The organism is Candidatus Nitrotoga sp. M5, assembly GCF_927904885.1.
Classification (GTDB): Bacteria; Pseudomonadota; Gammaproteobacteria; order Burkholderiales; family Gallionellaceae; genus Nitrotoga.
Map to the genome: position 1 here is coordinate 38,934 of NZ_CAKMNW010000004.1, position 26,778 is coordinate 65,711.

The 26,778-nt window shown below is 47.4% G+C and carries 21 protein-coding genes and 1 pseudogene; 7 read left to right on the top strand and 15 right to left on the bottom strand.

All coding sequences use genetic code 11. The features are described from left to right. The first annotated feature begins 181 nt into the window (after positions 1 to 181). Together ylqF and MJ770_RS01285 are read left to right on the top strand one after the other, a co-directional pair. The gene (gene ylqF / locus MJ770_RS01280) at positions 182 to 1,108 is read left to right on the top strand and encodes a ribosome biogenesis GTPase YlqF (RefSeq protein WP_239249639.1); all 927 of its coding nucleotides are present in this window, start codon (positions 182 to 184) and stop codon (positions 1,106 to 1,108) included. A 90-nt stretch (positions 1,109 to 1,198) separates the two neighbouring features. Then, a complete protein-coding gene (locus MJ770_RS01285; RefSeq protein WP_239249641.1) occupies positions 1,199 to 2,578 on the top strand; it encodes a transglycosylase SLT domain-containing protein in 1,380 nt (459 codons plus the stop codon). A 404-nt stretch (positions 2,579 to 2,982) separates the two neighbouring features. Here the strand turns inward: MJ770_RS01285 and MJ770_RS01290 are convergent, their stop codons facing one another. From MJ770_RS01290 to MJ770_RS01310, 5 genes are all read right to left on the bottom strand, one after another. After that, a complete protein-coding gene (locus MJ770_RS01290; protein WP_239249643.1) occupies positions 2,983 to 5,061 on the bottom strand; it encodes an ABC transporter ATP-binding protein in 2,079 nt (692 codons plus the stop codon). After that, the gene (locus tag MJ770_RS01295) at positions 5,058 to 6,512 is read right to left on the bottom strand and encodes an ABC transporter permease (RefSeq protein ID WP_239249645.1); all 1,455 of its coding nucleotides are present in this window, start codon (positions 6,510 to 6,512) and stop codon (positions 5,058 to 5,060) included. The genes MJ770_RS01290 and MJ770_RS01295 overlap by 4 nt, the downstream gene beginning before the upstream one ends. Before the next feature lie 138 nt (positions 6,513 to 6,650). Then, positions 6,651 to 7,628: an ABC transporter permease gene (locus tag MJ770_RS01300; protein WP_239249647.1), complete on the bottom strand. Its 978-nt coding sequence runs from the start codon at positions 7,626 to 7,628 to the stop codon at positions 6,651 to 6,653. 737 nt (positions 7,629 to 8,365) lie between these two features. After that, the gene (locus MJ770_RS01305; RefSeq protein ID WP_239249649.1) at positions 8,366 to 8,725 is read right to left on the bottom strand and encodes a hypothetical protein; all 360 of its coding nucleotides are present in this window, start codon (positions 8,723 to 8,725) and stop codon (positions 8,366 to 8,368) included. A gap of 225 nt (positions 8,726 to 8,950) precedes the next feature. Further along, a complete protein-coding gene (locus tag MJ770_RS01310) occupies positions 8,951 to 11,089 on the bottom strand; it encodes an ABC transporter substrate-binding protein (RefSeq protein ID WP_239249651.1) in 2,139 nt (712 codons plus the stop codon). Positions 11,090 to 11,167: 78 nt separating this feature from the next. Between MJ770_RS01310 and ygfZ the strand changes: the two genes are divergently transcribed. After that, complete coding sequence (gene ygfZ, locus MJ770_RS01315; protein ID WP_239249653.1) at positions 11,168 to 12,238, top strand: CAF17-like 4Fe-4S cluster assembly/insertion protein YgfZ; 1,071 nt, start codon at positions 11,168 to 11,170, stop codon at positions 12,236 to 12,238. A gap of 306 nt (positions 12,239 to 12,544) precedes the next feature. On the opposite strand, the gene MJ770_RS01320 is transcribed toward ygfZ, so the two are convergent. The 4 genes from MJ770_RS01320 to MJ770_RS01335 all read right to left on the bottom strand — a co-directional run bounded on the left by MJ770_RS01320 (position 12,545) and on the right by MJ770_RS01335 (position 15,229). After that, the gene (locus MJ770_RS01320) at positions 12,545 to 13,006 is read right to left on the bottom strand and encodes a GNAT family N-acetyltransferase (RefSeq protein ID WP_239249655.1); all 462 of its coding nucleotides are present in this window, start codon (positions 13,004 to 13,006) and stop codon (positions 12,545 to 12,547) included. A gap of 199 nt (positions 13,007 to 13,205) precedes the next feature. Further along, entirely contained in the window at positions 13,206 to 13,682 is a 477-nt protein-coding gene (locus tag MJ770_RS01325; protein WP_239249769.1) for a L,D-transpeptidase, read from the bottom strand. Positions 13,683 to 13,814: 132 nt separating this feature from the next. Next, positions 13,815 to 14,300, bottom strand: a complete 486-nt coding sequence (gene tadA / locus MJ770_RS01330; protein WP_445083111.1) for a tRNA adenosine(34) deaminase TadA — start codon at positions 14,298 to 14,300, stop codon at positions 13,815 to 13,817. A gap of 146 nt (positions 14,301 to 14,446) precedes the next feature. After that, positions 14,447 to 15,229, bottom strand: a complete 783-nt coding sequence (locus MJ770_RS01335; RefSeq protein ID WP_239249659.1) for a class I SAM-dependent DNA methyltransferase — start codon at positions 15,227 to 15,229, stop codon at positions 14,447 to 14,449. A 571-nt stretch (positions 15,230 to 15,800) separates the two neighbouring features. Here MJ770_RS01335 and MJ770_RS01340 point away from each other — a divergent pair. The 3 genes from MJ770_RS01340 to MJ770_RS01350 all read left to right on the top strand — a co-directional run bounded on the left by MJ770_RS01340 (position 15,801) and on the right by MJ770_RS01350 (position 18,870). Beyond that, positions 15,801 to 16,295 (top strand): hypothetical protein, encoded by a 495-nt coding sequence (locus tag MJ770_RS01340; protein ID WP_239249661.1) that lies wholly within the window; start codon positions 15,801 to 15,803, stop codon positions 16,293 to 16,295. A gap of 464 nt (positions 16,296 to 16,759) precedes the next feature. Continuing rightward, positions 16,760 to 17,149 (top strand): hypothetical protein, encoded by a 390-nt coding sequence (locus MJ770_RS01345; RefSeq protein WP_239249663.1) that lies wholly within the window; start codon positions 16,760 to 16,762, stop codon positions 17,147 to 17,149. A 164-nt stretch (positions 17,150 to 17,313) separates the two neighbouring features. Then, positions 17,314 to 18,870 carry a bifunctional aminoglycoside phosphotransferase/ATP-binding protein gene (locus MJ770_RS01350; RefSeq protein WP_239249665.1) on the top strand — a complete coding sequence of 519 codons (1,557 nt, stop codon included), beginning with the start codon at positions 17,314 to 17,316 and terminating at the stop codon, positions 18,868 to 18,870. Between the two features lie 510 nt (positions 18,871 to 19,380). On the opposite strand, the gene MJ770_RS01355 is transcribed toward MJ770_RS01350, so the two are convergent. Further along, positions 19,381 to 20,673, bottom strand: a complete 1,293-nt coding sequence (locus MJ770_RS01355) for a choice-of-anchor U domain-containing protein (protein ID WP_239249667.1) — start codon at positions 20,671 to 20,673, stop codon at positions 19,381 to 19,383. A gap of 2 nt (positions 20,674 to 20,675) precedes the next feature. Further along, a complete protein-coding gene (locus tag MJ770_RS01360) occupies positions 20,676 to 21,293 on the bottom strand; it encodes a hypothetical protein (protein WP_239249669.1) in 618 nt (205 codons plus the stop codon). A gap of 399 nt (positions 21,294 to 21,692) precedes the next feature. On the opposite strand from MJ770_RS01360, the pseudogene MJ770_RS01365 reads away from it, so the two are divergent. Further along, positions 21,693 to 22,002, top strand: a pseudogene (locus MJ770_RS01365) (transposase); the annotation flags it as partial. A 92-nt stretch (positions 22,003 to 22,094) separates the two neighbouring features. On the opposite strand, the gene MJ770_RS01370 reads toward MJ770_RS01365, so the two are convergent. The 4 genes from MJ770_RS01370 to MJ770_RS01385 are packed head-to-tail and all read right to left on the bottom strand — an operon-like array spanning position 22,095 to position 26,771. Further along, complete coding sequence (locus MJ770_RS01370; protein WP_239249671.1) at positions 22,095 to 23,870, bottom strand: BatD family protein; 1,776 nt, start codon at positions 23,868 to 23,870, stop codon at positions 22,095 to 22,097. Further along, positions 23,867 to 24,832 (bottom strand): tetratricopeptide repeat protein, encoded by a 966-nt coding sequence (locus tag MJ770_RS01375; RefSeq protein WP_239249673.1) that lies wholly within the window; start codon positions 24,830 to 24,832, stop codon positions 23,867 to 23,869. The genes MJ770_RS01370 and MJ770_RS01375 overlap by 4 nt, the downstream gene beginning before the upstream one ends. Then, on the bottom strand, positions 24,829 to 25,833 hold the full coding sequence (locus tag MJ770_RS01380; RefSeq protein WP_239249675.1) for a vWA domain-containing protein: 1,005 nt from the start codon (positions 25,831 to 25,833) through the stop codon (positions 24,829 to 24,831). Before MJ770_RS01380 ends, MJ770_RS01375 begins: the two co-directional genes overlap by 4 nt. After that, complete coding sequence (locus MJ770_RS01385) at positions 25,830 to 26,771, bottom strand: VWA domain-containing protein (protein ID WP_239249677.1); 942 nt, start codon at positions 26,769 to 26,771, stop codon at positions 25,830 to 25,832. Before MJ770_RS01385 ends, MJ770_RS01380 begins: the two co-directional genes overlap by 4 nt. Positions 26,772 to 26,778: the final 7 nt, after the last annotated feature.

Sequence of the window (26,778 nt, forward strand, 5' to 3'; positions counted from 1 at the left end):
CTGTATTAATATCAGAGCCATTTCAGCAACCAAGTAACAAAATCTCCCTCCCCCGAATCATAATCTTTGTTCCCCCTTGTGTCAGACCATGCTGTATAGCCTCACCCTTCGAGTAACAACAAACATGACGTCTCAGCCAACGAAGAGTAAAATGTACCTTTAGTTAGATAGTTGATTACGAATGTCCATTCAGTGGTTTCCCGGCCACATGGTCTCGGCGCGCAAAAAGGCAGCCGAAACCATGGAACGCGTCGATATGATAATAGAGGTATTGGATGCACGCGTGCCAGAAGCGGGTAGCAACCCTGTCATTAAAGAGCTGCGCTTACATCGACAGCGCCCCTGCTTGAAAATTCTCAACAAATCTGATCTGGCGGACCCCGCTGCCACTACAGCTTGGCTGAATTTCTACAATTCTCAAGAAGGAATTAAGGCCGTAGCGATATCTTGCAAAAAACCGGGAGATGTCACCAAGGTCCCTGGTTTATGCGAGATGCTCGCCCCGCATCGAGATAACAGGCTTAAGCCACTACGCATGATGATCATGGGAATCCCTAATGTAGGGAAATCCACACTTATCAATGCGCTTTTGAAGCGCCGGGTGGCGGCTGTAGGCGACGAGCCGGCAGTGACCAAAAACCAACAGGGATTCGATCTGAATGAACGGATGACATTGATCGATACACCAGGGCTAATGTGGCCAAAGATCGAATATGACAGCGATGGTTTCATGCTGGCCGCAAGCCATGCGGTAGGACGAAATGCCATAATCGATGAAGAAGTAGCCAGTTTTCTGGGCGACATTCTACTAGCAAACTACCCCAGCCTCCTTGCAAACCGCTACGGATTCTCTGTTGAAGGTCTGGATGGAGTGGGCATTATCGAAGCAGTCGCAAAACGTCGCGGTTATCAACTCAAGGGAGGTATTCCCGATGTTGAAAAAGCTGCCCTCACACTGCTGCAGGATTACCGTACTGGAGCACTTGGACGTATCAGCTTGGAAACACCAAAAAGTCGCAATATAATGATAGACGAGCAAGCGTTTACCAAAGCAAAGGAACAAACTTCAAATATAAATGATTCATGCGAATATAAACTCCAAACGTGATGCTGCTGGAGAAAACTGATTTAACCAATAATCAAACACTTATATCCTCGGCTACCATAAACATAACTTTATTTCTGTAGGACATCGCTAATGCAGTTCAGCAAACTTTACTTACTCGTTTTTTCCGCAGGCATTGCGCTTACGACAATGCCCGTGGTACATGCGGATGATAAATATTATTTGAATAGCGCGCTCGATCCCGTACCAGTCAACTCCGTAACACCATCACCCTCCACAGATTCCACTGGCCTCGGCCTGACACTTACAGTTGACCTTGATTTTTCGCAAAGCGACTTATGGCAACGCATCCGCAATGGTTTCGCATTGCGCGAATTAGATAGCCCACTAGTGGCGAAGCACGAACAATGGTACGCAAAACATCCGGACTATATGCAGCGAATGACGAAGCGTGGAGAACGTTATCTCCACTTTATCGTAGAAGAAGTTGAGCGACGCGGAATGCCAATGGAAATCGCACTGCTGCCCATGATTGAAAGTGCTTTTAATCCAAGAAGCTACTCTACCGCTAGCGCTGCTGGCATTTGGCAGTTCATCCCGTCTACTGGCAAACATTTTGGAATGCAGCAGAATTGGTGGTATGACGGACGGCGGAATATTATCAGTGCGACCCTAGGCGCGCTCGACTATCTGCAAAAACTGCATGGCATGTTTGGCGATTGGGAGTTAGCACTTGCCGCATACAACTGGGGAGAAGGCGCAGTGCGGCGGGCTCTCGCACATAACCAAAAATCGGGTTTACCGATGAATTATGCCAATCTGAAAATGCCATCCGAAACACGTAATTATGTACCCAAGCTTCTAGCGATAAAGAATATTATCGGCAATCCTACAAACTTCGGCCTGGCGCTACATCCCGTTTCAGATCAACCGTATTTCGTGGCTGTCAATACGCCAACAAATATAGATATAGAGCTCGCCGCAAGTTTGGCAGACGTTACGCTGGATGAATTCAGCGCATTGAACCCTGCCCACAACCGTCCAGTGATTCTGCAAGAAAATTCCAATGTACTATTACTACCTGTGGATAAGGTGGAAACATTTCGCGCCAATTTGGCAAGCTACAGCCAACCACTCGTATCATGGCAGGCTTATGAGAGCAGGGAGGGTGATCACTTAAACGAACTCGCGACACGATTCGGCCTGTCATCAGAAACACTTCGATCCATCAACGGCCTGCCAACACAACTTAATGTGGGTGCCGGACAGATGCTACTAGTGCCAGTTAATAGTCTGAATGCTGAAAATGAATTCAATTCAACTGATGCAAGCCCTGCCCTCACCAACCAACTGTTTGGCGATCCTATTATCTACAAGGTGCGTAAAGGTGACACATTAAGCGCTATTGCTCGCCGCTACAATGTGAGTTTGAAAAAGCTGCAAGGCTGGAATAGCAACATAGATATACTCTATCCAGGTCAGCGTATTGTTATCGTACAAAGCAACCTATAAAGAAAATACGGCAAATAATGAGGTGTCATTCCGACCGTAGTGGAGGAATATCCCAGTGGACACAGTTCTCTCGGATCGACCTTGGTTCGGTGTCAGGCTTGCCGCTGAGATTTGCGCAACCTTTCCGTTCCCCTCGCTTAGCAAATGGTCAACAATTATTGTCAGGCATTGCATAACAATTTTAAGGTGTCGTTAACCGATATCGTCTTGTGAACTGCCAATAATAGAAAACCGCTGATGCCTATCATGCAGAGCGATTCGTAGGGGCTGGCCCCCGTGCCTGCCCTGATGTCGGGCAACCACAAGGGGTTGCCCGACGTATGCGGACATTTTAAAACATGTCATAACGCCAGACCCCGATATTTGTGGGCATTATGCTTACAAGCGCGCAAATTGCGTAACTTTTACTTCCCCAAGAGATGACAGTGAACGCGATGCGTGGGGCTAAGAATGGATTCACCTGGATAAACTTCGCGACATTCCGCCATGACATGTGCACAGCGAGCGTGAAAGTGGCAGCCCTGAGGGGGATGTGAGGGCGAAGGCGTTTCTCCAGCCAGCCGAATAGTTTTCATACCCTGCCCATCTATTCTCGGTACTGCAGATAGCAGTGCCTGGGTATAAGGATGCTTAGGTGTACGCAACACTTCTTCCACCGTACCACGCTCAACAATTCGCCCCAAATACATCACGTATACATCGTGCGCGAGATATTCCACCACAGCCAGATTATGCGAAACAAACAGGTAGCTTAATTTTAATTGCTGCTGCAATGACTTCAGCAAATTTAAAATTTGTGCCTGCACCGAAACATCCAGCGCACTGGTCGGCTCATCGCAAATAAGCAAATTCGGATTAACTGCCAGCACCCTGGCGATAGCGATGCGCTGACGCTGTCCGCCAGAAAATTCGTGCGGATATCGCCACTTAGAAGCTTTCTCTAGCCCAACCTGTTCCAGCAATTCATCTATGCGACGTTGCCGCTCATCGCTATTTTTAGCGATAGACAGCGCATCCATACCTTCTTGTAACACTTCCGCTACGCGCATCTTGGGGTTCAAAGATGCATAAGGATCCTGAAATATCATTTGCATCCCAGCGCGCTGCTTGCGCAATTCACGCGCACTGATGCCAATGAGCTCATGACCCGCAAAGCGCACACTACCTGCTGTGGGTGTAATGAGTTGCAGCAGCGCCTTGCCCACCGTTGTTTTACCGCAACCGGATTCACCCACCAGCGCCAGCGTACGTCCTGCTGAAATACTCATTGACACGCCATCGACCGCTTTAACGTGACCTACCGTGCGCTGAAATATACCTTTGCGAATAGGAAAATGGACTTGCAGGCTTTCAACTTGTAAAAGTGGCGTATCTATTCGCTCTTCCTCAGGTTTTTCCTTACCTGCAGCACAGGAATCGGGGGATAGAGGAACTTTTAAGTTTGATTTTTCATTTCCCATTTGAGATGAGTACAGATGGCATCTAACGCCCTGCCCGTTTTCCAGCTGCGTCCACACTGGAACCTTATCGTGGCACAGTGCCCACGCTTTATCACAACGAGGAGCAAATCTGCAGGCTGTAAATGGCGTACCCAACTGGGGAACATTGCCAGGAATAGCTGCTAGTGGTTGTCCACTACGTCCAGCATCTGGTAATGCGGCAAAAAGTTTTTGTGTATAGGGATGAGCGGGACACGCAAACAATTTTTCACGCGGTGCCTGTTCAATAATTTGTCCCGCATACATCACTCCAACCTGATGTGCCATTTGAGCTACTACGCCCAAATCATGCGTTATCAGCAACAACGCCATGCTGGTTTTCTGCTGCGTATCACGCAGCAATTTAAGCACCTGCGCTTGTATGGTGACATCCAAAGCGGTAGTTGGTTCATCTGCAATCAACAACTTGGGTTGTCCTGCTAATGCCATTGCTATCATCACACGTTGTTTCATACCACCAGAAAGCTGAAATGGATATTCATACACACGGCGAGGCGCGTCGGAAATACCCACTAGCTCCAGTAGTTCAACACATTGCGATCGAATTTCATCGCCACGCAATTCCTGATGCAATTTCAATGTTTCTGCTATCTGATCGCCCACCGTCATCACTGGGTTCAAACTCAACCCAGGTTCCTGAAAAATCATTGCCATTTGACCACCACGCACTTCGCGCATGGCATATTCTGGCAGCGCCAAAATATCTTCTTTTTCAAGTTTAATATCGCCGCTTGCGATGCGTATTCCATCTGGCAGTAACCGCATTAGTGATAACGCCGTCATGGATTTGCCACAGCCCGATTCACCAAGCAGCGCGAAGGTTTCACCCTGTTTAATGCTAAACGAAACGTCGTCCACAATACGCACATCATTGTTCAGTCGTGTCACCAACCCATTTACATTCAGTATAACTTCTCCTCGTCCAATTTCTGGAGGAGACTGGAGTAGGGGACCAAACTGGTTAATAGTGGGGTTCGATTTCATGCGGCCGCTTCCGTCCGATTTAAGCGTGGATCAAACGCATCACGTACAGCATCAGCAAAAAGATTGGCAGACAACACCAGTACCAGCATGAATCCGAATGCAGCCGTCAGCGTCCACCATACCATTGGCTCGCGGCCCATCTCCAGACGAGCGGAGTTAATTAACGTGCCAAAGCTCATCGTACTAGGGTCAACACCCACACCGACATAAGATAACACCGCTTCGGCCAGCACCAGACTACTGAAATCCATCACCACCGCAATCAGTACGATGTGCATCACATTCGGCACAATGTGGCGAGTAAGAATGCGTGGAGACGAAACGCCAAATGCCTGTGCTGCCTGGATGTATTCCATCTCTCGCAGCTTTAGCGTCTCGCCACGAAGTAGGCGACATAGTCCAGTCCAACTGGTCACACCAAGAATCAGACACAAAAACAATAAGCGTAAATCTGCACGCGCAGCAGCGGTTTCAAACCACTCGGGATGCATCTCAATATAAACCTGCATCATTAACACTGCAGCTGCAATCAACAACACACTAGGGATAGAACTTAGTACGGTATAAAGGTACTGGATCACATCATCCACCCAGCCGCGCAGGTATCCTGCCGCAATACCCAGCAGTAAAGCAAATGGCAACATCACCAGCGTAGTAACAGTGCCTATCACAAGTCCGGTGCGAATACTTTTCAGTGCGAGATACAGCACGTCCTGCCCCACTTTGTCGGTACCCAGCACGTGGTAAACTGCGGCCAGATTGACAGTTATGCCTAACAGAATGGCCATCAATAAGGCCGTTATCAACAATGCTCTGGACGGCTTGTTTTTTATCAATCTCGCAAAGGTAAAAATCAAGTTGTTACTTTTCCTGATTTCCTGTCCCGCTGATGTCCGGGCTGTCCTAAGTTTTACGAAAAAAATTAACCAATTACCAGCCACAATCAATAATATAGCAATTGACAGCCCTTCTAAAGCACCTATCATTGTGCGTTTAAGCACATCACCCAGAAGTTCGCTCTGTGGATCAACCAGATGGGCACCACCGTAACGCAAGCGCGGATAATCTCGGCGTATCTTGCCATCCGGTGTTTCAATACTTTCTTTGGCATACAAATACGCCGCCAATGGTGCAGAATATGTTTTCTCGTTACGATTCTTTATGTCTTTAGCAAGCGCATCAAAGACACTCAGCACTTCGGCCGAATAAACTGTCTGACCATTGCTCTTTTCTGGCAGCGCCTCGCGGTAGTGCATGGTATCGAGTAATCCCACCAACACAAATAACGACAATATCAGTAGCGAAACCATGCCCATACTGCTCTTAGCCAATCGTTGCCATGGCAAAACAAGATGAGGACGCTTTCGTACCCACAGTACTGCAGAGATAACCGTTGCGAGCAACAGGAAGATCATTGCATCTGTCCAAAGAATAACGGGCATTTTATTCATCCCGCCATTGAGTACTAAAAATCACTTGTTTTGAGCTCAGCATGAAATTGAAATATGGGTCTCTTGCTTTGCACATTAAGCTCGATCTGGGCTTAAAGAATGACTCATTGCAAGCAGAACAAAGTCTTCTACAAGCTCTCATTTCAACCTCACTCGTGGGTCAACGATGGTATATGAGATATCTGTCAACACTAAACCAGCGATATACAACATCGAACCAAGAAATACCATGGCGCGTACTACACCGAAGTCCTGCGCTTTGATTGCGTCTATTGTGTAACTACCCAAGCCGGGGATACTGAAGAAAGATTCGGTCAGCAAGCTGCCCATGAACAGCAGCGGAATAACTACCACCACAGCGGTTAAAATCGGAATCATCGCATTCTTCAACACATGGTGAAATAACACGCGCAATTCTGACAAGCCTTTAGCGCGAGCGGTTCGCACATAGTCCTTACCGATCTCTTCTAAAAAAATTGTTCGATACCAACGGCTGCTGGCACCGACACTACCCATTACGCCAATCAACACAGGCAACAACACAAACTTGATACTGTCAAATCCACCCGCATAACCAGAAATCGGCACCCAATGCCACAATTTGCTCGCCACGAATTGCCCGCCAATGATATAAAACAGGCCGGAAATGGACATCAACACTACACACAACGAAACGCCCAGCATATCCAGCGCAGTCGCTCTGAAAAATGTCATCAGCAGCGCGAAAGTAATATAGATGAGCAAACCAATAAGAAAAGTCGGCAGCGCAATGGCCAGACTTGGCATCATTCGAGTTTGAATTTCACGCGCAATATTACGGCCATCATTGGATGAACCGAAATCAAATACAAACATCTTGGCCGATTTTTGAAAAAAAATCGTATCGCTAATTTTGCTCGCACCCTCAGCAGAAGCATTAAATAGCAACGGTTTATCATAACCATGTTGCTGTTTCCACTTTTCAATTGCTTCAGGTGTAACGCGCTTCATGCCCAATTGCATCCGCGCCATATCGTCTGCCGTATTCACCACGAAAAAAAGAGAAAAAGTGAGTAAATTCACACCGATTAATATCGGGATAGCATACAGAAGACGGCGGATAAGGTAAGCGATCATTTAGGGGAAACTTTAGGAAACGCTTGCATACCAAAATGGATTAGTAGAGAAGAGGCGATACATGATGTATCTATATATTTGTCCGAGCAAATGAGCTGCAAATTTAAATTTACACAGCCATCCCTGAAAAATCTTTTTCACGGTTTAGACATCAGCTATTAATAGTAATTTGAATTTTTCTGGCGCACCAAACTTGGTGGCGATTCCTCAATGCGGGCACACAAAAGCAACCGTTAGCGCACAACCTTGCGCAGATCGTAGACGTCTCAGCACAGCAAGATAAATTACTCCCTCCATCAACAATCGAACCGAGACGATTAATTGATCTTCTTCCAAGTAACAAGACACCGAAATATTAAGTATTTCCGTTCTGATAAACTGGCTTGCTGATTACTATCAGTTTACGGTGCTGATTCAGTGTCTTATTCAACATTTACAATATTTACTGGAACATTTGTTCCTAGGGGGCTAGATCAATTCACGTGGCTACCTGTTCCATAATATCTTCATTCGACAACTTGAATGTTAATGAGATCCCTGCTCATTCAACCCTTAGGACAAAACAAAACATTCATCACTGATCATTGAGCAAAAGCCTATGCTGGCTCATTTCGAACACATGTTAATCTCATGAATGGGCCAGCAAAATTATTATTGGCCAATGATTTACTGTTTTATTAGATGAGCACGTTTAATACTAAAGATTCGCTTAGATATTGGAAATAGCGTTGTGAAATTTAGCCATTACTTTTCGGCTTAGCGTCCACTTTTTTTTCTTTACTTTCATTAGTACTGACTGAAACGTCATGCTCCATCAACAGCTTTAATCTTGCTGCTTCACGCGGGAGGCATACCATTTCTGAATCTATTTCCCGTTCAATCCCCTTAACCAATGCACAGACTATGATTGGGCCTTGAGGCGTCGCTTTAGCGTCGCGACACCACCCATCAGCAGGTGTGGTTTCAAAGTCTATCCATCTGCCTTCTGCCGCCTTGCATTCCTCTGGATTGGCAGGATAAGCGTGACTAATCACCGGCACGGCAGCCAAAATTGCTATCAACGCGGTTCCAGATACTGTTTTTATAAAAGTGTTCAAAACTTCCCTTTCTTTAAAAATCGCGACAAAAAATGTTGTCGCACTCCCGCCTGTTATATTAAAAAGCTTACAATTTTATCAAACATGCTTATAAAACGACCTCATACTTTAACACTTAATCTAAGTATAAAGCACCCCTAGTATGCATCGTAATATTAACACCACTACTCAAGCCGCTCTCTACCGCCAGCCGTCGTTACAAGCAATGGAAGATACCCAAAGACATCATCGCGCCTCTTCTCGCTGTAATAATGCCCGCCACAGCCACCAGCCCAGTAAGGCAAGCGCTATACCAATCAACCACAATGGCCACAGCTTCGGCTGATTCCATTGGCTACGCAATTCATCACGTTGTGCTGCATCTATGCGCAAATATTTAATATTGTTGTTTGCCATTTTATTGGGTTTGCTATTCTTCAACCAAGCATTCCGCAGCACATAGTCTTTTGGATGTTGCCCCCATATCCATGGCGAATCGCGGCGTAAAATTTCCAGCATTTTATCAATTATTTCTTGGCGTACTGGGCCATTTTCCATGTTCTTCATCTGCTCAAACAGACGGTCATATTCTGGGCTATTGTAATTCGACGCATTTTCGCCACCCTTTAAGACCTTGCCTTGCGCACCGTGCAGCAAAAACAAAAAATTCTCCGGGTCAGGATAATCAGCGTTCCATCCGAAATAAAAAAGCTGTGCATATCCTTTACGTAACTTATCCTGGAAGCGATTGTAGTCAGTGCTACGTGCCACCAGTTGCAGATTGAGTTTATCAAATTGCTTACGTAACCAATCCAAACGCGATTTACTGCCAACGCCAGTAGCGGTAGTATCAATATAGATAATCAGCGGCTGTTTTGTTTTTTCATCCAAGCCATCAGGGTAGCCAGCTTCGGCCAACAGCTTCTTTGCCTCATCAATTGATTTGCGTTGAGGTGCACCGTTAACCCAGTCATATACATAATGATTGATGCCTGACTCACCCTCGCGGTAGCCGAAAATACCCGGTGGAATAGGTGATTGTGCGCTAATACCGCGGCCGTTAGCGAAAATGGAAATGAATTCCTCGAAATCCACTGCAATGGAAATAGCACGACGCAGCTTAGTCGCACGTTCACTCGCTCCTCCCACAACTGGATCAAGCCAGTTGAAACCCATATACATAGTTGAGGTGGCTACTGATGTGGAAAGCTTAATGCCTTGTGCTTTCATCTCATCTGTAACGTTAGTCTCGCCGCCAACATCCACCTGTACTGCTTGATCAAAACTATCAGAACTAATGCCCGCAGCATCATAATACCCTTGCAGAAATTTGTTCCAGTAGGGAATGGTCTCTTTCTCCAGACTAAACACTACTTTATCGATTAACGGGAGAGGTTTGCCAGCGTCAGCCAGCAACCCAGCTTCTTCATCCCCAGCCTCACCTTCCGTCGGATAAACTTCGCCGGAAAAATGTGGATTACGTGTCAGCACCATACGCTGATTGGGATTATTTTCAGACAGATAATACGGGCCACTCCCCACAGGCCACCAATCCAGAACCAGGTTGCGCTCTGACATTCCCTCCTGCGCATAGAAACGCTCAGCCTCTACTGGCATGGGTGAAAAAAACGTCATCGCCAACCAATATGCAAACTGTGGGTACTTACCGTAAATCTTGATACGGTAAGTGCGGTCATCCACTGTCTGTACACCTTTCAGTGGATAGTCGTGTAGATCCAGAAAAGTATTGGGACTATTATTTTTAGCATTTTGCAAAGTCTCGACATACTCTTTTAGACCAACGATGTAATCCACCATAAGTCCTAAAATTGGCGAATGAATGCTCGGGTGAGCTAGCCGTTTGATCTGATAAACATAATCCATTGCTCTCACTTCCCGCGTGCCGCTGTGCGGGAAATCACTCAGTGCATGAATATCGTGTAAATCATCGCTTGCAAGCGCATGATATTCCAACTCACCTTTAGCATCGCGTGCAAAAGCCGGATGTGGTTGATAATTTAAACCGGTACGCAAATGAATTTCGTAAACACTGAACGCGACTTCATCAGCAGGCGCATCTTCCGGTAATAGATTGTTATTTTTATCCAAATAACTCACTGTCGGCATTTTACTGGCAGCCTGTGGCACTAATGTGTAAGGACGCTTCAAAAAGTGATATTGCAGCGGCGGCTGATATATCTGCGCAAGGAATATATATTCATTCTCGCTATATGCAGATGCCGGATCGAGATGCTTAGGCCGTTCGGTAAAAGCAGAATAATAAATCGATTTGCCTGAATCACTTACTGGGTAAGGATTGTTCCACAAACCACCGTCACAAGCCGTTAGTATTAGGAGCAGCGGTAAGTAATATACATATTTCATGGCGCGAGAGTTTATCCGAAATACCGCTATTCGTGGTAAAGTTACAACCACTTTTTATACTTATGAATGGGCTGTAAGATGAATTCGACTTGGCAAGATTTTCTACAGGAACAAGGCGCTGAAATAAAAGATGGCATAGTGCAATACTTTGGTACCGGTCAAGGCGAACTCGCTGCCGCACAAAATGGCTTAGTAGTATGCTATCTAAGCCATTTTGGTGTACTCAAGGTTACTGGTGAAGATGCTGAAACTTTTTTACAGAACCTGCTTAGCAGCGATGTTCGTGAAGTCTCTCCGTGGCATGCTCAATTCAGTAGTCTGAACAATCCCAAAGGAAGAATGCTTGCAAGCCTCCTTATCTGGCGAAAAGGCGTGCTTGACGACGTAGACAAAGCTTTTTTCCTGCAATTACCGATTAGCTTATGTGCCGACATTCAGCAACGTCTATCCAAATACATCCTCCGCGCCAAAGTAAAAATTGAGGATGTAAGTGATACACAGCTAAGCTTTGGCTGGGCAGGAGAGAATTCTGAGGATCAACTGCGGGAATACCTAGGCTCAGTTCCGGTAGAACCTTGGGGAGCAGAAGAAGTAGGCAATCGCGTATCAGAACACAATGATACTGGTGTCATTCGTCTCGGTGAACAACGCTTTCAAATCAACACAACTCTCAAACACGCACCCGAGCTATGGAAAAAACTCATTGGCACTGGACGCCCTGTTGGATCACCATGCTGGGACTTTCTCGCGATCCATGATGGCATTCCAATAATCCTGCCAGCTACCCAAGAGCAATTCGTTCCACAAATGACCAACATGGAATTGATTGGTGCAGTGAACTTCAAAAAGGGCTGTTATCCCGGTCAAGAAATTGTGGCGCGCATGCAATATCTCGGTAAGCTCAAACGACGCATGTATCTAGCGCATATTGAAAGCGATACCCCACCACAACCTGGTGACGAACTCTACAGCGCGGACATGGAAGGACAGGCCAGTGGCATGATAGTCAACGTCTCACCTGCTCCGGACGGCGGTTACGACATGCTTGCGGTGGTGCAAATTAGCAGCCACAAAGACCAAACTGTGCACTGGAAATCTTTGCAAGGAGCAGCACTACGATTTATGAGATTGCCGTATCCGATCTACTAACAGCCTGCCACCTATTTGAAGATAGAATCGGACAAAACTATTTTATATATTAAATAATATGTAGGGCACCTCTAATAAATCAGGCTGCTAAGCAAAATACGATTCAAAACCATAATTCCTTATAGGCTACTGATATATAACCATATTATGGAACGCCATATTCTGACAAATATGGCGTTAGCAGGAAAGCGGCTGCTCTCAAAGCTAGTTTCATAGGGTTTCTTAGTGGTGTCCTGAAGGGGTTGTCAGCCATTGCTACATAATCCAATAATACACGCGTGCGGATTTGTGGATATACAGGCGATTTTAGCAATGTTCCAAGCTTAGCTGCATCTTGATGTGCGGCATATTTGCGTCCATGAAAATCTCACCAACCTCACTAAAATTAAAATGCCAGTAAAATGGCACAGCCTGTATCTGAGCGCTTAGATCCACCTGAGCGTAATGTTGACTGCGCGCATAACCAAGCAGCGACTCCAGTAATGAGCTGCCGACCCTTTTGCCTCGCCATGCTGGCAACACAGCAATGCGTCCAATATGGCCCTCAGGGGAAATACGCCCGCAACCAATTGCATCACCCGTCGCACTTAGTGCCAGTGCATGTTGACATGCCTCATCCAGCCCGTCCCATTCCATCTCGGCTGAAACGCCCTGCTCAACCATGAACACTGCTTCGCGGACCAAGCGCAATAAAGGTTGACCGTTACTCCAAGAAAGCAGCTGTACGCTAAACAAATTATTTATTGGCACCTCTAACAATCCAATCATCGTCACAATACTTCATTGCTCTAAAAAATTATCACTTACATATAATAGATATGCTGCGTTCAATTTTTTAGTCGCGCCTTGTCTTGTCTGGCAGTGGTGTAAGCAGACAAGCTGCGAAGCAGCTGCTCAAAAAATTGAATTTTTAGAGGCGTCCATATAACAGTCCCTCGTCATCAAATAACAAGATAGACATTGCAGGTTACTCCATGATAACTTCAGTACCCGCCGGAACAATGTCGAACAGCTCGACAAGGTCGGTGTTGCGCATGCGCACACAGCCCTTCGAGCCAGGCAGGCTGAGTTTCGTACTGTCCGGCGTACCATGAATATATATATAGCGACGCATGGTGTCGCAGGTTCCTAAGCGGTTGAAACCGATCTCACTTCCAGACAACCACAATATGCGCGTTAGAATCCAGTCACGCCCCGGATGCTGCGCTGCCAGCTCTGGCGTATAAATTTCACCAGTGGGACGACGTCCAACAAATACTGTGTTGAGCGGCTGGTTTACACCGATTTTGGCACGAATGATGTGCTTGCCACGCGGTGTGCAATAACTGCCAGATTTCTCACCCACTCCATTTGCAGCTGTGGAAACCGGATACCGATGCAACAGCATACCTGCATCGTCGAATAACTCAAGTACTTGGGTAGCGATTTGAATATTGATTTTTATAATATGACCTTACACGACTGTAAATGAATTTGCCTTCCGTTAATGGAAAGCAAATAACTGAGTGGAAGAGGAAAGAAGGAAGAAGGCATTAAATTTTCTCGACAAATTCCTGCTTCTTTATAAAGATTGTTACTACGCAGAGTTAATTATTTTTTTTTGCGCGCGTCGCGTAGCAAAAAAGGCACTCAACACTTGACCACATTCATTAGCAAGTACCCCTGCAACTATTTCAGCGTGATGGTTTAGGCGCTGCTCGGCAAACAGATTAAGTACACTGCCGCACGCACCAGTCTTTAAATCACTGGCTCCAAACACTACACGTGCAATGCGTGCATGGAACATTGCGCCTACACACATCACGCAGGGTTCGAGTGTAACAAATAGTTCACAACCAATCAGTCGATAATTACCAAGATATTGAGCCGCTTCACGCAGAGCCAGTAACTCGGCATGCGCGGAAGGATCGTGGCGATTGATCGGCGCATTGCTACCGCGCCCTATGATAACGCCATCCTTCACCACAATGGCACCAACGGGAACCTCTCCAGCTAACTCGGCTTGCCTTGCCAGCGCCAGTGCAACGCGCATGAAATTGTCATCGCTTCTAATCACATGGATATCTCTAATAGCTCTAAGAAAGCGTGTAAAAAGCGTTGGTTAAATATGAACAAAAGCAAGGTAATTCAGAGCACAAAATAGCATTATGAACAAAAAACATTCATTTTAAACTAGCTTAACAATAACCGCCTGAAATTGACTGAGGATCAAGCTTCAAAGCCAAATTGGCTTAAGAAATCCTGTGGTATATCTGCATTTTTTCTGCCTGCTATAGCATAGTAGTATAGCGGTTCGCCTTCTATTGAAAGACGATGCCGGTAACGCGTCATGTGATAAAGTTCCAGATACTCAGAAAAAATTAATTCACGCATCATGCTCGGAAATCCAGAGGTATCTTTCTTATCCAGAAAGGTCTCTTTTATATTGAAGGCCACCCAACCCTTCCCGTCAATGATGTTGAAAGCCTTGATAAAAGCTTCTGGCGGAATATCGCCAAAACCAAGAGCAGCAACGGTTACCAAACAATTTAATGACCACGATTCAATTTCAGATCGTTTCTCGTCATTTAAATTACAAAAATCTTCAACATAGTAAGCGTCATAAACACTCGGCCGATCTCTTTCAGTTGCGGAAAAAGCTTCAGGAATAATATCGACTCCGACAATGCGCGAAACGCCATATTTCTTTAACTCCTCTGCCATAATTCCATTGCCGGCACCGAGATCCAACACACGAAGCTCAGAAAAGCTTTCCTGAGACTGTGCGATTGCAGAACTGAGGACATCTGCTACTTTTGCGGGAGAAAGACATTTTAATCTGTCGTAAAACAACTGCTCATACAACCCCGGAACTTTATAAATATCGCCATAGTCGTGAAATCGTATTTTTCTTTTATTCTCTTTCTCAATCAAATAAAAAAACGTCTCATCTTGTCGCAAATCATGGGCTTTTATAGATGGGAATTGAATTTTATGCCTAAAGTTAAACATATTTTCTCCTTGAATTAATTGAATTTATATCGCGCAGCCAGCGATGGACAAGCAACGGTCATCAACCTGCCGAAGGACAGGAACGGCTTGTTGCGCTATAGCGATGAATTTAAATCCGTTACTTCACGAGGCCAAAGTTTATTAGGTATTGATGCTAATAGCTGACTAGACTCAGTGTACCACACGCTCAGCAGCTAGTTATTGCCTGAAATATACATTATCACTTTAACAAACAATCGTAATAATTTGTTTTTATAAATATATTTTAATGAACATTAGAGTGGTTTTCGGTCTAGGCCCATTAAACGTAAGTATCAAGCAGTCAGCGAAAATGGCGCAAAACTTTACAATTAAATCCAGTGCATGCACGGCGCGTCCAGAAATAGCGTTGTGCAAAGTAGCAAGCTGAGGCTTGATCTCGACAGTTTTCAGCGCAAAACAGCTGATGATCAGCCAATATCCTGAGCATTCGAGGTGGCATAATATTGCTACTTTGAATTATCATATTTGCGGTGACTCATACCTCTGCATGAGTCACACAAATTATTTATCAATCGTGATGGAGTACGGAATGAATATTTTTTTAAAAGTTTTATCAGTATTTTTACTGCTACACACAAACTTGGCACAGGCTGCACATGATGACATCACAGGTAAAGAAAAAGCGTTACTCGAAACTAATCAAGCATATACCCCAAGCCTTGGCGATATAATGATAGGAATACAACTTCGTCATGCAAAGCTCTGGTACTCAGGTCTAGCATCTAATTGGAAATTGGCGGAATATAAGCTTGAAGAGATCTCAGAGGCATTTGAGGATATTAAAAAATACCAACCAAACTTTGATGGTAAACCCACTGCGGAAATGATTGTAAGAATCACTTCCGAACCCGTTAAAAAACTTGAGCAAGCTATCAAGGCTAAAGATCAACCTGCATTCATAAAATCGTTTGATGAAATGTCCAATGCATGCAACGCTTGCCACACGGTGAATGGGCATGATTTTATTTCAATTCAAAGACCGACAGCGCAACCACTCACTAACCAGCGATTTACTTTACACTGAAGATTTTAAATCTGATTGGTCGCTATATGTCACTGCAGGATGACGGAATCAGCGCTTCAATTTTTATCCGAGATCAAGAGGGAAACTTTGCATATGGACTTCGCCTTGTTCACAAAAATTTTGCGTTGTGAGGTGACTGCAATTATCACGTCCTGTAGCATAAAGGTGTCCTCTGGCGTAGTTTCAGCGTGAGACTATGCCCGAGGATTACTTGGGGGTATTCTGAGTCACTTATAACTCAACTTCCACTCAGCTAGCGCAAAGTGTAAGGGTGGCATTTCGGTATTAGCAACCTGATGGACTTAGCGGAAATCGGCTACAACTAGTATTGCCAATGTCACTTCTGTGCAATTGGCACAATTGCTTTTTGCAAGCAATCTTTCATCAAATACTTATAATATAAAACTAATTTAATGGGCTTAATTTAGAATTTTTTATTGTCCACATAAACTGTGGACAACATTGTGAGTAACTTCAATAAAACTAGGCTAACTGCTAATATTACATACAGTTTTATCCAACTGCCTATTTCACAGGCAAAACTTATATTCAATAAAAACAATCAGTTAAATTTATCAATCAAATACATTGATAACAAACATCTAGTTAGCAAATACTTATCTGCCCTGTGGGCAACTAACATAATGTCAAGCACTTTTGTTAATATTTGGCTTGATTTATTTGACTACCTACCCTACAACAAACATTACAGCAGAGTTGTCCAACAATCTAATCAGGAAGCCTCTAAACTTTCCATTATGCGAGCAGCCTCTTTGCAGCTTGCCTGCTTTCCCCGTTGCTATGCAAGACACGGGGCAAGTAAAAAAAGGAACACAGCAATATATGCTATGTAAGTCATAACTTTTTTCGAGTAATGCAGTATTGAGACTAAGATTAGATTTTTAGAAGCACCCTGAATTTTTGCTACAATTTATTAAAGCCTGCCAGGTAATTACACTGACCATTGCAGAATAAAACCCAGACTGAATGATAAACCAGCCTCCCTGCTGTACTAACGATGAGTAAATCGGAGAAATTACCAGCACTCATTAGTGCGCTGCTCAGCCCAACCTGCTATGACCACGCAGTAGGAAAGGTACAATTGATCGAAACGCATATTTCTTGGGTGTTACTCACCGGAGAGTATGCATACAAGCTAAAAAAACCGTTGAATCTTGGTTTTTTGAATTTCAGTACGCTAGAACAGCGACAGCAAGCATGTGCCGATGAAGTACGTTTGAACCGTCGGCTGGCGACAGAGATTTATATTGGCGTGGTTACCATCACCGGTAACGCAGATGCGCCGCGTATCGGCGGACAAGGCGATATCATCGAGTATGCCGTAAAAATGCGCCAGTTTCCTATCGATTCCACCCTTGACTCTATTGATTTACGCGGCGAATTGACCACTGAGCAGATAGACCAGCTTGCCGCGCGTTTGGCGCATTTCCACCTTACTGAATGTTCCCATACCACCGAAAGTAGTTCGTGGGGTGAGCCAGACGCGATAGCACAGTCAGTCTTGGAAAATTTTCACCCGCTAACCAGTCTATTAGAGAGCTCAACAGAAAAAAATCGTCTAGCGGAATTACAACGCTGGAGTGTAACCGAACACAACCGACTCAAAACAATGATGTGCGAACGCAAGCGTGATGGCTGGGTTCGTGAGTGTCATGGCGATCTGCATTTGGGCAATTTGGCATGGATGGACGGCAAGTTACTAATTTTCGATTGCATTGAATTTAATTCATCCTTGCGCTGGATAGATGTCATCTCGGAAGTTGCATTTTGTTTCATGGACTTGCTACATCGCCAGCACCGTGATTTGGCCATGCGTTTTCTCAATGCCTGGTTGGAAATCAGTGGTGATTATGACGGCATCGCACTGTTACGTTATTACGCCGTATACCGCGCATTAGTTCGCGCAAAAGTCGCTGCTTTACGTGCCAAACAATCGGATGACGGTGATGTCGATACAAGCAACAGTGATGTAAATACCTTTTTGCAACTAGCCGAAAATCTGTCTCAAAATATACCGGTTCAACTCTGGATTACGCACGGCCTCTCTGGTTCAGGAAAAACCACGCTTACTCAGTCACTGCTACAAAACAAAGAAATGATCCGCTTACGTTCAGATATTGAACGCAAGCGTCTGGCCGGTTTAGGCGCTCTATCTCGCAGTCACAGTGAAATTGGAGAGGCACTGTACTCAAAAGAAGCTAGCCACCGTACCTATTCTCACCTGGCGCGTCTAACAGAGATATTGCTGTGCGCTGGCTATTCTGTAATCATCGATGCAGCTTTCCTCGAATACTGGCAACGAGACTTATTCAGAAACATTGCACAACGACTCGGTGTGTCTTTTCAAATTCTGGATATAGAGGTGGACTTCGACACGCTACGCGAACGTATCAGCCGCCGTGCTGCACAGGGAAAAGATGCTTCAGAGGCTAATTTACGTGTACTGGAACACCAGATCGAATCCGCTCAGGAGTTTAATGCGGACGAACTAGACGTGGTAACCCGAATATATGGAACGTCTGAACCACCCGATCTAAATAAAGGGCGCCTCTAAAAATTCAACTTTGCGAGCAGCTGCTTCACAGCTTGCCTGCATACCCAAAGGCTAGGCAAGCTAAGACGCGAGCAAAAATTGAACGCAGTATCAGTTTGATATGAAAGTGGTAATTTTTTCGAGTAACGCGGTATTGTGACGAAGATTTGATTTTTACAGGTGACCTAAAGTAATGGCAACATCAAAGTACAGATATATTGGAACGGCACATAATGAGTCAAAACTGGCATATTCCGTCGATATTTTCCAGCCCGATTGCCGCATTAATTTCCACACGCAATTTTTAACAGCAGCTTCGACAATGTTGTCTATGGTGCCAACACCAGTGAGTGCGAATACACCATTCACAATGCAACAGTAAAATGGGCGTGTTAGTTTAAACTTGAATTAAAGTTGTGGATGATGGCTATTGCATCGTTATCGCCGATGGAGTTGAAACCGAGGCCGTGTACGTTCGACAACTTTTACATTGCTTCTTTAGCTCAACCCATCAGGCTACGCTCTCGTCAATCAGTGGCGAATAAATCGTCGGCTTGCCATTAACGCCAGACTTATCGCGAGCACTAGCAGTAACCAGCGAGGCAATACCGGGATTGGAATCAAGGGGGAGACGACCGCTACCGGATCACTTATCACACTGTCGGACGGATCTGTGTCGAGTTCGCCGTTGTTGACAAGGGTGTAGGATACTTTTGAGCCCTCAATGCGTGCCCCCGCAATGGGAGTCCAGATGCCGGAAACTACTTTATAGGCCACTGCTCCGGGGGGAAATTCCTGTCCGAAATCGACTGTAACTTCCAGCGATTCACTCGGGCTACAGTTAGTCAAGGTGAAATCGACTTCCTTTAGAGAAACAACACCAACAGGTCGGTTTTCCGAGGTAACAGCTGTTGCAGTCGACGCTGCGATGGTACAAGTCGAACTGGGAGATAGTGGCGTCAGCGTCAGAACTGTGCTGCCAGATTCAAAATTAGTGCGAGACTTCGGAAATGGATCGTCTTTGTTCAAAATGCCGTCACCGTCCCTGTCGCCATTTTCCAATTGGGTCAGCCGAGTTTTTACTAGCGCTATCTGGGACTTGAGCTGGTTCAGCTGATCTTTCCGCCCTTGGAGGACCGAGTGATCTTCAATAGCGCCGACGGTAAGTACATCAGTTGGCCCTGTGGGCTGTGCGACGTGCTTAAGTTTGCGCAATGAGTCGAGAGTACCGACTGATACACTGCCAGGTACAGGCATACTGCCGCTTCCGATAGTGACACTATCTTCGGCTGTTGCAGAGAGCCTTAGAACGGTGTCCTCAGTGAACCAGGGAAGGGTACTGCAAATGTTGCCAGAGGGAACAATGAGCGGCTCACCGTAAGGGATCAGTGTGTTAAGCAGCTCAGGGGCATTCGGAAAAGGTTGAACGACGTCCCCCTCTTCGCAGTCGTAGGCACGGTGTTGACCATCGCTGCGCTTGATTGTGTCTTTGTCGAAAGACATCGCCATGAAGGAAAAGCGGGAGGGGCCACCATTGGATGAGTCATTGGCTGAGAGTACCCAAGCTTTGGCAAGCACATCTTGGGATGCGGTATTGTAGAGCCGGATTTGAGTATTGTTCTCTTTCAATTTGACGCTTGAATCACCGAAGTTTTCGGCGCCTCCGATGAGGCAATCGAATCCGGTACAAAGCTTTCCTGTAAGCACCAAATCGTCCGCAATCAACTGGTCTGCAACACTGTGCATGGGAACAAGTAGGCAGCCAAGCAGCGGCAAAGCCAGCGCAACTGCGCGCTTTGAAGGACATAAATCCATTATGGTCATTATTAATCCCCCAGTGCGCTTTCGAGTGCCGTGAGGCGGTCAAGTAGATCGTTCATTTCCATCTGGAGAGTATCAATTTCGCCATCGAGTTCAGCGCGATCCTGAACCAACTGTGCGCCAAAGTTCGTATTGACGACGGCAATATAGTCATCCAATTGACCCTTGGTGGCGGCATCGGTGGCGTCAACGCCATCATCTACATAGGAGATCCGACGTTCACTGCCGGTAGTGCCAACGGAAACAGCACCCGGCTCTACACTGGAGCCAGCACCGAGTACAACTGACGACCCGGGACCAGACTCCAATATCAGTACATTCTCGCCGCCGCTCACATCCTTTATAACAAACTGCGGAGCACCGTTAGCACCTGTATTTGCAATGCCTATTGACCAATCATTGCTAGGAAAATCTGCGGAAGTGCTGGTGTCCTCGAGTTTGATCAGCGGGTCGCTGGCCTTGATGCGAATGGTGTCTAATTCAAATTCCTCTCCGTCTGCGCAGGAGGTTCCGACACAGAGTAAGCCATCGATGATGAGGTCGTCATTGATAACTTCATCGGCAAATGATGTGCCGCTTAACAGCAGGATTGATACAAAACCTGTGGTTAAAATTCTTTTCATCGCTTTACCTCTTCCCTAGTGTAATAGTTGTCTTGCTTATAAATGTGGAAATAACGCGGCGGGATTCTACGGACTTCCATGCGTGCTGTCACATTTCAGTCTCCTTTCTCCCGTCCTTGTAACGGCCTATAGTCAGATTTTTTTACCTGACATATTATGCATTTCGAGCCCGCCAGATTTAGCTGTATAAATGAAGCCCAACCCACTGCGCATTATTCAGCTCAACCTCGCTAAAATATTTCAAATGTAACATCAGGCTATAACTGTGATTCCAAGACTTGACCATTCGTCCGACCATGTGTGCTAATGAAGAATAAATCAATAAGTTTATTATTAATCAAGTAACTTGACCCATTATTTTTACCGTAGATACTGAATTCTATACCGGAGTACATGCCTAGGCACATCCTCGAACGCAAGCAGATAAATGTCGATGTTGACATGCTGAAGTTGTGGTGCAGGAATGTCATGCTGCACCACAGCCGACCCCATGAAAGAGGTCGCCAAAATGATCCGCAGTCACTTCGATAGCATCGCTGCCTGAATTCAGACCAGACAAACCAATGGCTTCATTGATACGCTCAATGGATTACTCCAGACCGCGAAACGGAAAGCCTGCGGCAGTTTCAACATCAACACCATGCGGACGTTGGTATTCCACATCGCTGGCAAGCTGGATTTCAAGAAGTTCTATGCACATGCTGCATAACCCACTCGAAATTTACAAAAGCAAATTTATAGCAGATGAGATTTGCATTGCTATCTAACAATGCATGTCAGCTCAAGTCTGTACTACTACATTTAAGGGTACAGCTCCGGTAGTGTGTTTTTTTTCTCCGGAGAAGTCGTTTGTGCAAGAGGTACGGGTAGTGAAAGTGCAAGGTCTTCACCATGCCATTTACTGCCTGTATAGCAGGCGCGATCCAGTTGCCGGAGCGCCTGTATGAGTTTGGTGTCATCCAGACGACGGGATAACGCATTAAGTCCGTATGGTATATCTTCAGGCCATACCGCGCTGGCCCACGCAAGTAGTTGCTGGCGCGCGGCATGCGGGTCGTTGTCGCTGCACGCACGTTTAAAAGCTTTGAAGGCACTGGCAGCTTGAATGCTGCTGGTCTGAGCATTGTCCGGCATTTTTTTACCAATGAGATTTGCTGGCTGTGCATGATGGACGCGCTGGCGTTCACGCCACCAGGCCGCAGTTGTGCCCACCCAGAGCAGGCCCAGCGCCAGGCTAATCCACCTCCATGTCTGGGTATTGGCAATCCCGATTGACTGTTCAATGGAACTAGCCTGAGAAGCAGAGTCATTCTGAATCAAATTTTCCTGTTTTGCCGGCGGTGGAATTACCGCACTGCTTGAACCGGCGAGGGCAGGAAGAACATCAAATGAGCGTGCTGGCAACATGGCTTCGTGCCGGGTGTTGTGCTGCGTATCCCACCAGCCAATCCGTATGGCTGGCAGCTCATAGTGGCCCGGACGCATGGCTATCAGCGCGATATCCTGGTCGCGACTACCAAGTACCGTTTCGCCTTGGAGGCTGTCTGCTACAGTGGATCTGTCCGGATAGACCTTGATGCCGTCGGGCACGGACATGATGGTATTGAGCTCCGGCAATTGCTCACCGGTCAGCCCCAATGCTTCGAGACGCAGATGACGTGTGATCGGTTCACCCACATGGATCTGCGTCACATCCGGGCGCCAGGTTTCTTCGAGTGTCACTTTTTGTGCGGGCAGCCAGTTTGCGCTGTCCGCGCTGTCTGGGCGTGGCAGAACATTCAATTCAACGGGCTTGGCATGCAGACGCAGGGGACGTGTCGAATTCATAATGCCGCCAAAAGGCATTTGACTGAACAGATTTCCAAACATCCGGTTGTTCCTGCCTGTGTCCTGCACTTGGGCGTTGAGCACCGGCCCGTTCAGACTGAGTTTGCCGCTACGCTGAGGAAACAACAGGTATTTGCGTTCAACAACATGGTAACTACGGCCATTGCGCACTTCATCCATCTGCCTGTCCTTGCCAAGTTGCTTGACGAGCACATTGCTGCTGGCCGGTAAATCCAGGCTGGCCTGATAGAGGGCCTGGTCCGTGTAGAGCCGAACCGTCAGCACGACAGCTGCCTGAACATAGGGTTGTTTCTGGTCCAGCGTTGAAGTGAGGAACACCTGCTGCGATGTATCGCTTGTCGCTTCAGCACCTTCTCCGGTTGCACCCCCGCTTCCGCCCACCGTCAGTTCGAGCGCCGCAGATTGCTGACCGCCCCATTCCAGCGGCGGTATCTGTATCTTGCCATCGTGCTTGGGCGCGAGCAGGACATTGACTTGGGACAGGGAAGATAAATGCCCGTTTATGATTTGGACTTTGGAGCCGCTACTACTGCGGAGGATGTCGAAATCGCGCTTGAGTGGACCGAGATCGGGCTGGCTACCGGTGCTGCCTTCATGTTGAAGAAGTAACTGTACCGTTTCACCGGATGCAACGTGGCTCCTTTCCACCGACGCCGTCACTGCCGCCCATGCGGACAGGCTGATACAGCAGGCAATCAGGGCGGCAGAAATGCGATACCCAGTTTTCATTGTTGTGCTTCCCGTTGTCTCATCAGGTGTTTAATCATAAATTTGCGCTGCAGCAAGCCGCCCGGGTCGTCCGGGATACTACGCAACCATTGCTCCTGTACAATCTGCTGTTCGGTCTTTCGAGCAGTGGCTGGCTTTGCTGTGGTAGTGTTTGCTTCATCGCCCATTCCCGTGCCGTTTTTCCCATCAGCTGTGGGCTTGACGAAGCTCGCTTCAGCATCGCGCCGAGCTTGTTCGGCATCATCTTTTGCACGAATTTGCTGACCAGCAGCCTGTCCAGATTGTGCAGCGCTTTTTTCAGTCGATTGCGCCTGCTGGCCGCTTGTCTGCTTACTCTCCTGGGGCTTTCCATTCAGGGCCTGGTCGTTCTGATTATTGTCGTCCTGAGATTTTCCGCCTTCTTTGTCCGACTGTTCTGGCTTGTTCTGTGCGGAAGAATCCTTACCCATACTCGGCTTATTATCCGACTGGCTTGACTTTCCCTCCTGGCTATTCTGGTCACCCTGCTTGTCTTGCTTGCCTTCCTTTTTGCCATCTTCTGATTTTTTGCCGTCAGCATTCTGTTGTTGCGGCGGCTGCTGTTCCAGAGCCTTGGCCACCAGTTCGCGGTTATGACGTGCATCTTGATTATCCGGATCACTCTTCAATGCGGCATCATATGCTTCAAGTGCACGATGCAGATCACCCACATGAGCGAGTGCATTACCACGGTTGTAATCTGCTTCGCTATCGTGCAGATTTTCCAGATCATGTATGGCACCTTGATAGTCCCCCGCTTTCAGTTTGGCGTAAGCTTTGCGCCGCGGGTCGGCATACTCCTTGGCCGCGTTGCTTGCGTCACCTTGCTTTAACAACGCTTCGCCCCGCTGGTCGGCGTTAAACCACAACTTAGACCAGAAATCGCTGGCCTGTGCAGACAGCATAAATGCAAGCAGGCTAAGTGCGAGCACGATGCGCATCATAGCCAGCTCCTCCGCGCCAGCAGGCTTGTCAGCAGCAACAGTATGGGCAACAGCCACACACCATCGTCGCGCCAATGCGAAACCTCAATACCTTGTGCCGCAATTGCACTGCCGGTCGAATGCTGCATCACTTGCAAGTCAGTGACCAGGTTAGTCAATTGTGCAAGATCGACGTAGCTGCCTCCCCCGACTTTGGCTAACTGCTGAAGTTGATCTATATCGAGCCGGGCCAGTTGAGACCTGCCATGTGCGTCTTTCGCGAAATGCCCTTCCGCGTTTTGTAACGGCGCGCCGCCCGGCGTGCCTATACCCACCACACTCAACGTCACACCACGCGCCTTGAGCGCTGCGGCAGCCGAAAGCGCGGCGGCAGGGTCATCAAAGCCGTCAGTCAGCAACACGATTCGCTGATTTTTCATACCCCCCGCTTGCAGCAGTTTTTCTGCCTGATTGAGTGCGGGTGCGAGATGATCGCCTGTACTGGGCATGATACCGGGTACGAGCGGAGGCAGCAGCGTCTGTATAGTGGCAACGTCCTGCGTCAGTGGCGTCACGGTGTAGGGCTCATCGCTGAATACAACCAGCCCTACACGGGAGTCACGGGCCGCGCCCAACAGATCGTCCAGCGCGTACCGTGCGCGCGTGACACGATCCGGCGCAACATCTGCCACCGTCATAGTGGGTGAGAGATCGAGCACAAAAACCAAGTCGGCCGGAGCACGAAAGGCTGCAGTCTGGTTACGCTCCCAGCTGGGGCCGGCCAGAGCCAGCACGGCAAGGCTCCACAGCAGCGCCAGCAAAGGCCAAGGGCGCATGCTGCTAGCACTGGCAGCGTCCATGCTCAGCTCTGGCAGCAGATCGGCGTCGATGACGCCGGACCAGTCGCCGTCACCTTTGTGCCGCCGCGCCAACCAAAACACCAGCATCCACAACAGTGGCAAAGCGATCAGCCAGAGTGGGCGCAAGAAATGGAAAGCATGTATGTAGGTGCTGATGTTCATACCCGTTCCCTGATCATTACGGCAGGTATGCTGAGCAACAGTGCCAGCGCGAGCGGCCAGATAAACCATTCGCTGTGTTGTCGGTACCATTGTTCGCGGCCGGCGCTCGGTTCGAGTTTGTCGATGCGTGCGTAAACCTGTTTCAGTGCTTCTGCGTCAGTGGCACGGAAATATTCACCGTTGGTGATGCGCGCGATGGACTTCAGGGTGTCTTCGTCGAGGTCGGTGTTGCCATGTGTGCCGAAAATGCTTTGCTCGACCTCGGCGCCCACGCCAATGGTATAGATACGCAGGCCGGCGCTTACAGCAATTTTGGCAGCCGCCAGTGGACCCATCAGCCCGGCATTATTGCCGCCGTCAGTGAGCAGGATCAACACCATTTCCCCCGGTTTTCCCGAGTCTGCTTGATTGCTTTGCTGACGCTTGAGCGCGAGCCCGATGGCATCACCTATCGCTGTCTGGGTCCCTGCCTCGCCGACTACCGACTCGCGCAAAAACTGGCTAACCGTATCTAGATCGGCTGTCAGCGGTGCCTGCAGATAAGGCTGCGTGCCGAACAGGATGAGGCCGACTTGGTCGCCATGGCGGTTTTTTATAAAATCGCCCGCCACTTTTTGAACAACATTGAGGCGGGAATAATTGCCGGCCATATCCGGCGTCGCCATCGAGCCGGATACGTCGACTGCCAGCAAAATCAGTCGCCCGGTGGTGGGAACCGGCAGCGGATCATCCAGCCACTGCGGGCGCATGGCGGCAGCGACTAAAAACAACCATGCCAGTGCAAACAACAGACTGCGTTTGCGTGAATTTACCTGCAGAGCAGGTGTTTTATCTATCGGTACCAATGCTGCGAAAGGCAGGAACAATGCACTGCCTTGCACAGTTGCCGGGGGCAGCCAGCGGCGAAGTAACCAGGGCAGTGGGAGAAATAAAATCATCAAGGGC

Bases quoted from the DNA above. Each gene is read 5' to 3' on its own strand.
- ylqF (WP_239249639.1), top strand. From the start codon at position 182: ATGTCCATTCAGTGGTTTCCCGGCCACATGGTCTCGGCGCGCAAAAAG.
- MJ770_RS01285 (WP_239249641.1), top strand. From the start codon at position 1,199: ATGCAGTTCAGCAAACTTTACTTACTCGTTTTTTCCGCAGGCATTGCG.
- MJ770_RS01290 (WP_239249643.1), bottom strand. From the start codon at position 5,061: ATGAAATCGAACCCCACTATTAACCAGTTTGGTCCCCTACTCCAGTCT.
- MJ770_RS01295 (WP_239249645.1), bottom strand. From the start codon at position 6,512: ATGAATAAAATGCCCGTTATTCTTTGGACAGATGCAATGATCTTCCTG.
- MJ770_RS01300 (WP_239249647.1), bottom strand. From the start codon at position 7,628: ATGATCGCTTACCTTATCCGCCGTCTTCTGTATGCTATCCCGATATTA.
- MJ770_RS01310 (WP_239249651.1), bottom strand. From the start codon at position 11,089: ATGAAATATGTATATTACTTACCGCTGCTCCTAATACTAACGGCTTGT.
- ygfZ (WP_239249653.1), top strand. From the start codon at position 11,168: ATGAATTCGACTTGGCAAGATTTTCTACAGGAACAAGGCGCTGAAATA.
- MJ770_RS01320 (WP_239249655.1), bottom strand. From the start codon at position 13,006: ATGATTGGATTGTTAGAGGTGCCAATAAATAATTTGTTTAGCGTACAG.
- MJ770_RS01335 (WP_239249659.1), bottom strand. From the start codon at position 15,229: ATGTTTAACTTTAGGCATAAAATTCAATTCCCATCTATAAAAGCCCAT.
- MJ770_RS01340 (WP_239249661.1), top strand. From the start codon at position 15,801: ATGAATATTTTTTTAAAAGTTTTATCAGTATTTTTACTGCTACACACA.
- MJ770_RS01350 (WP_239249665.1), top strand. From the start codon at position 17,314: ATGAGTAAATCGGAGAAATTACCAGCACTCATTAGTGCGCTGCTCAGC.
- MJ770_RS01355 (WP_239249667.1), bottom strand. From the start codon at position 20,673: ATGACCATAATGGATTTATGTCCTTCAAAGCGCGCAGTTGCGCTGGCT.
- MJ770_RS01360 (WP_239249669.1), bottom strand. From the start codon at position 21,293: ATGAAAAGAATTTTAACCACAGGTTTTGTATCAATCCTGCTGTTAAGC.
- MJ770_RS01370 (WP_239249671.1), bottom strand. From the start codon at position 23,870: ATGAAAACTGGGTATCGCATTTCTGCCGCCCTGATTGCCTGCTGTATC.
- MJ770_RS01375 (WP_239249673.1), bottom strand. From the start codon at position 24,832: ATGATGCGCATCGTGCTCGCACTTAGCCTGCTTGCATTTATGCTGTCT.
- MJ770_RS01380 (WP_239249675.1), bottom strand. From the start codon at position 25,833: ATGAACATCAGCACCTACATACATGCTTTCCATTTCTTGCGCCCACTC.
- MJ770_RS01385 (WP_239249677.1), bottom strand. From the start codon at position 26,771: ATGATTTTATTTCTCCCACTGCCCTGGTTACTTCGCCGCTGGCTGCCC.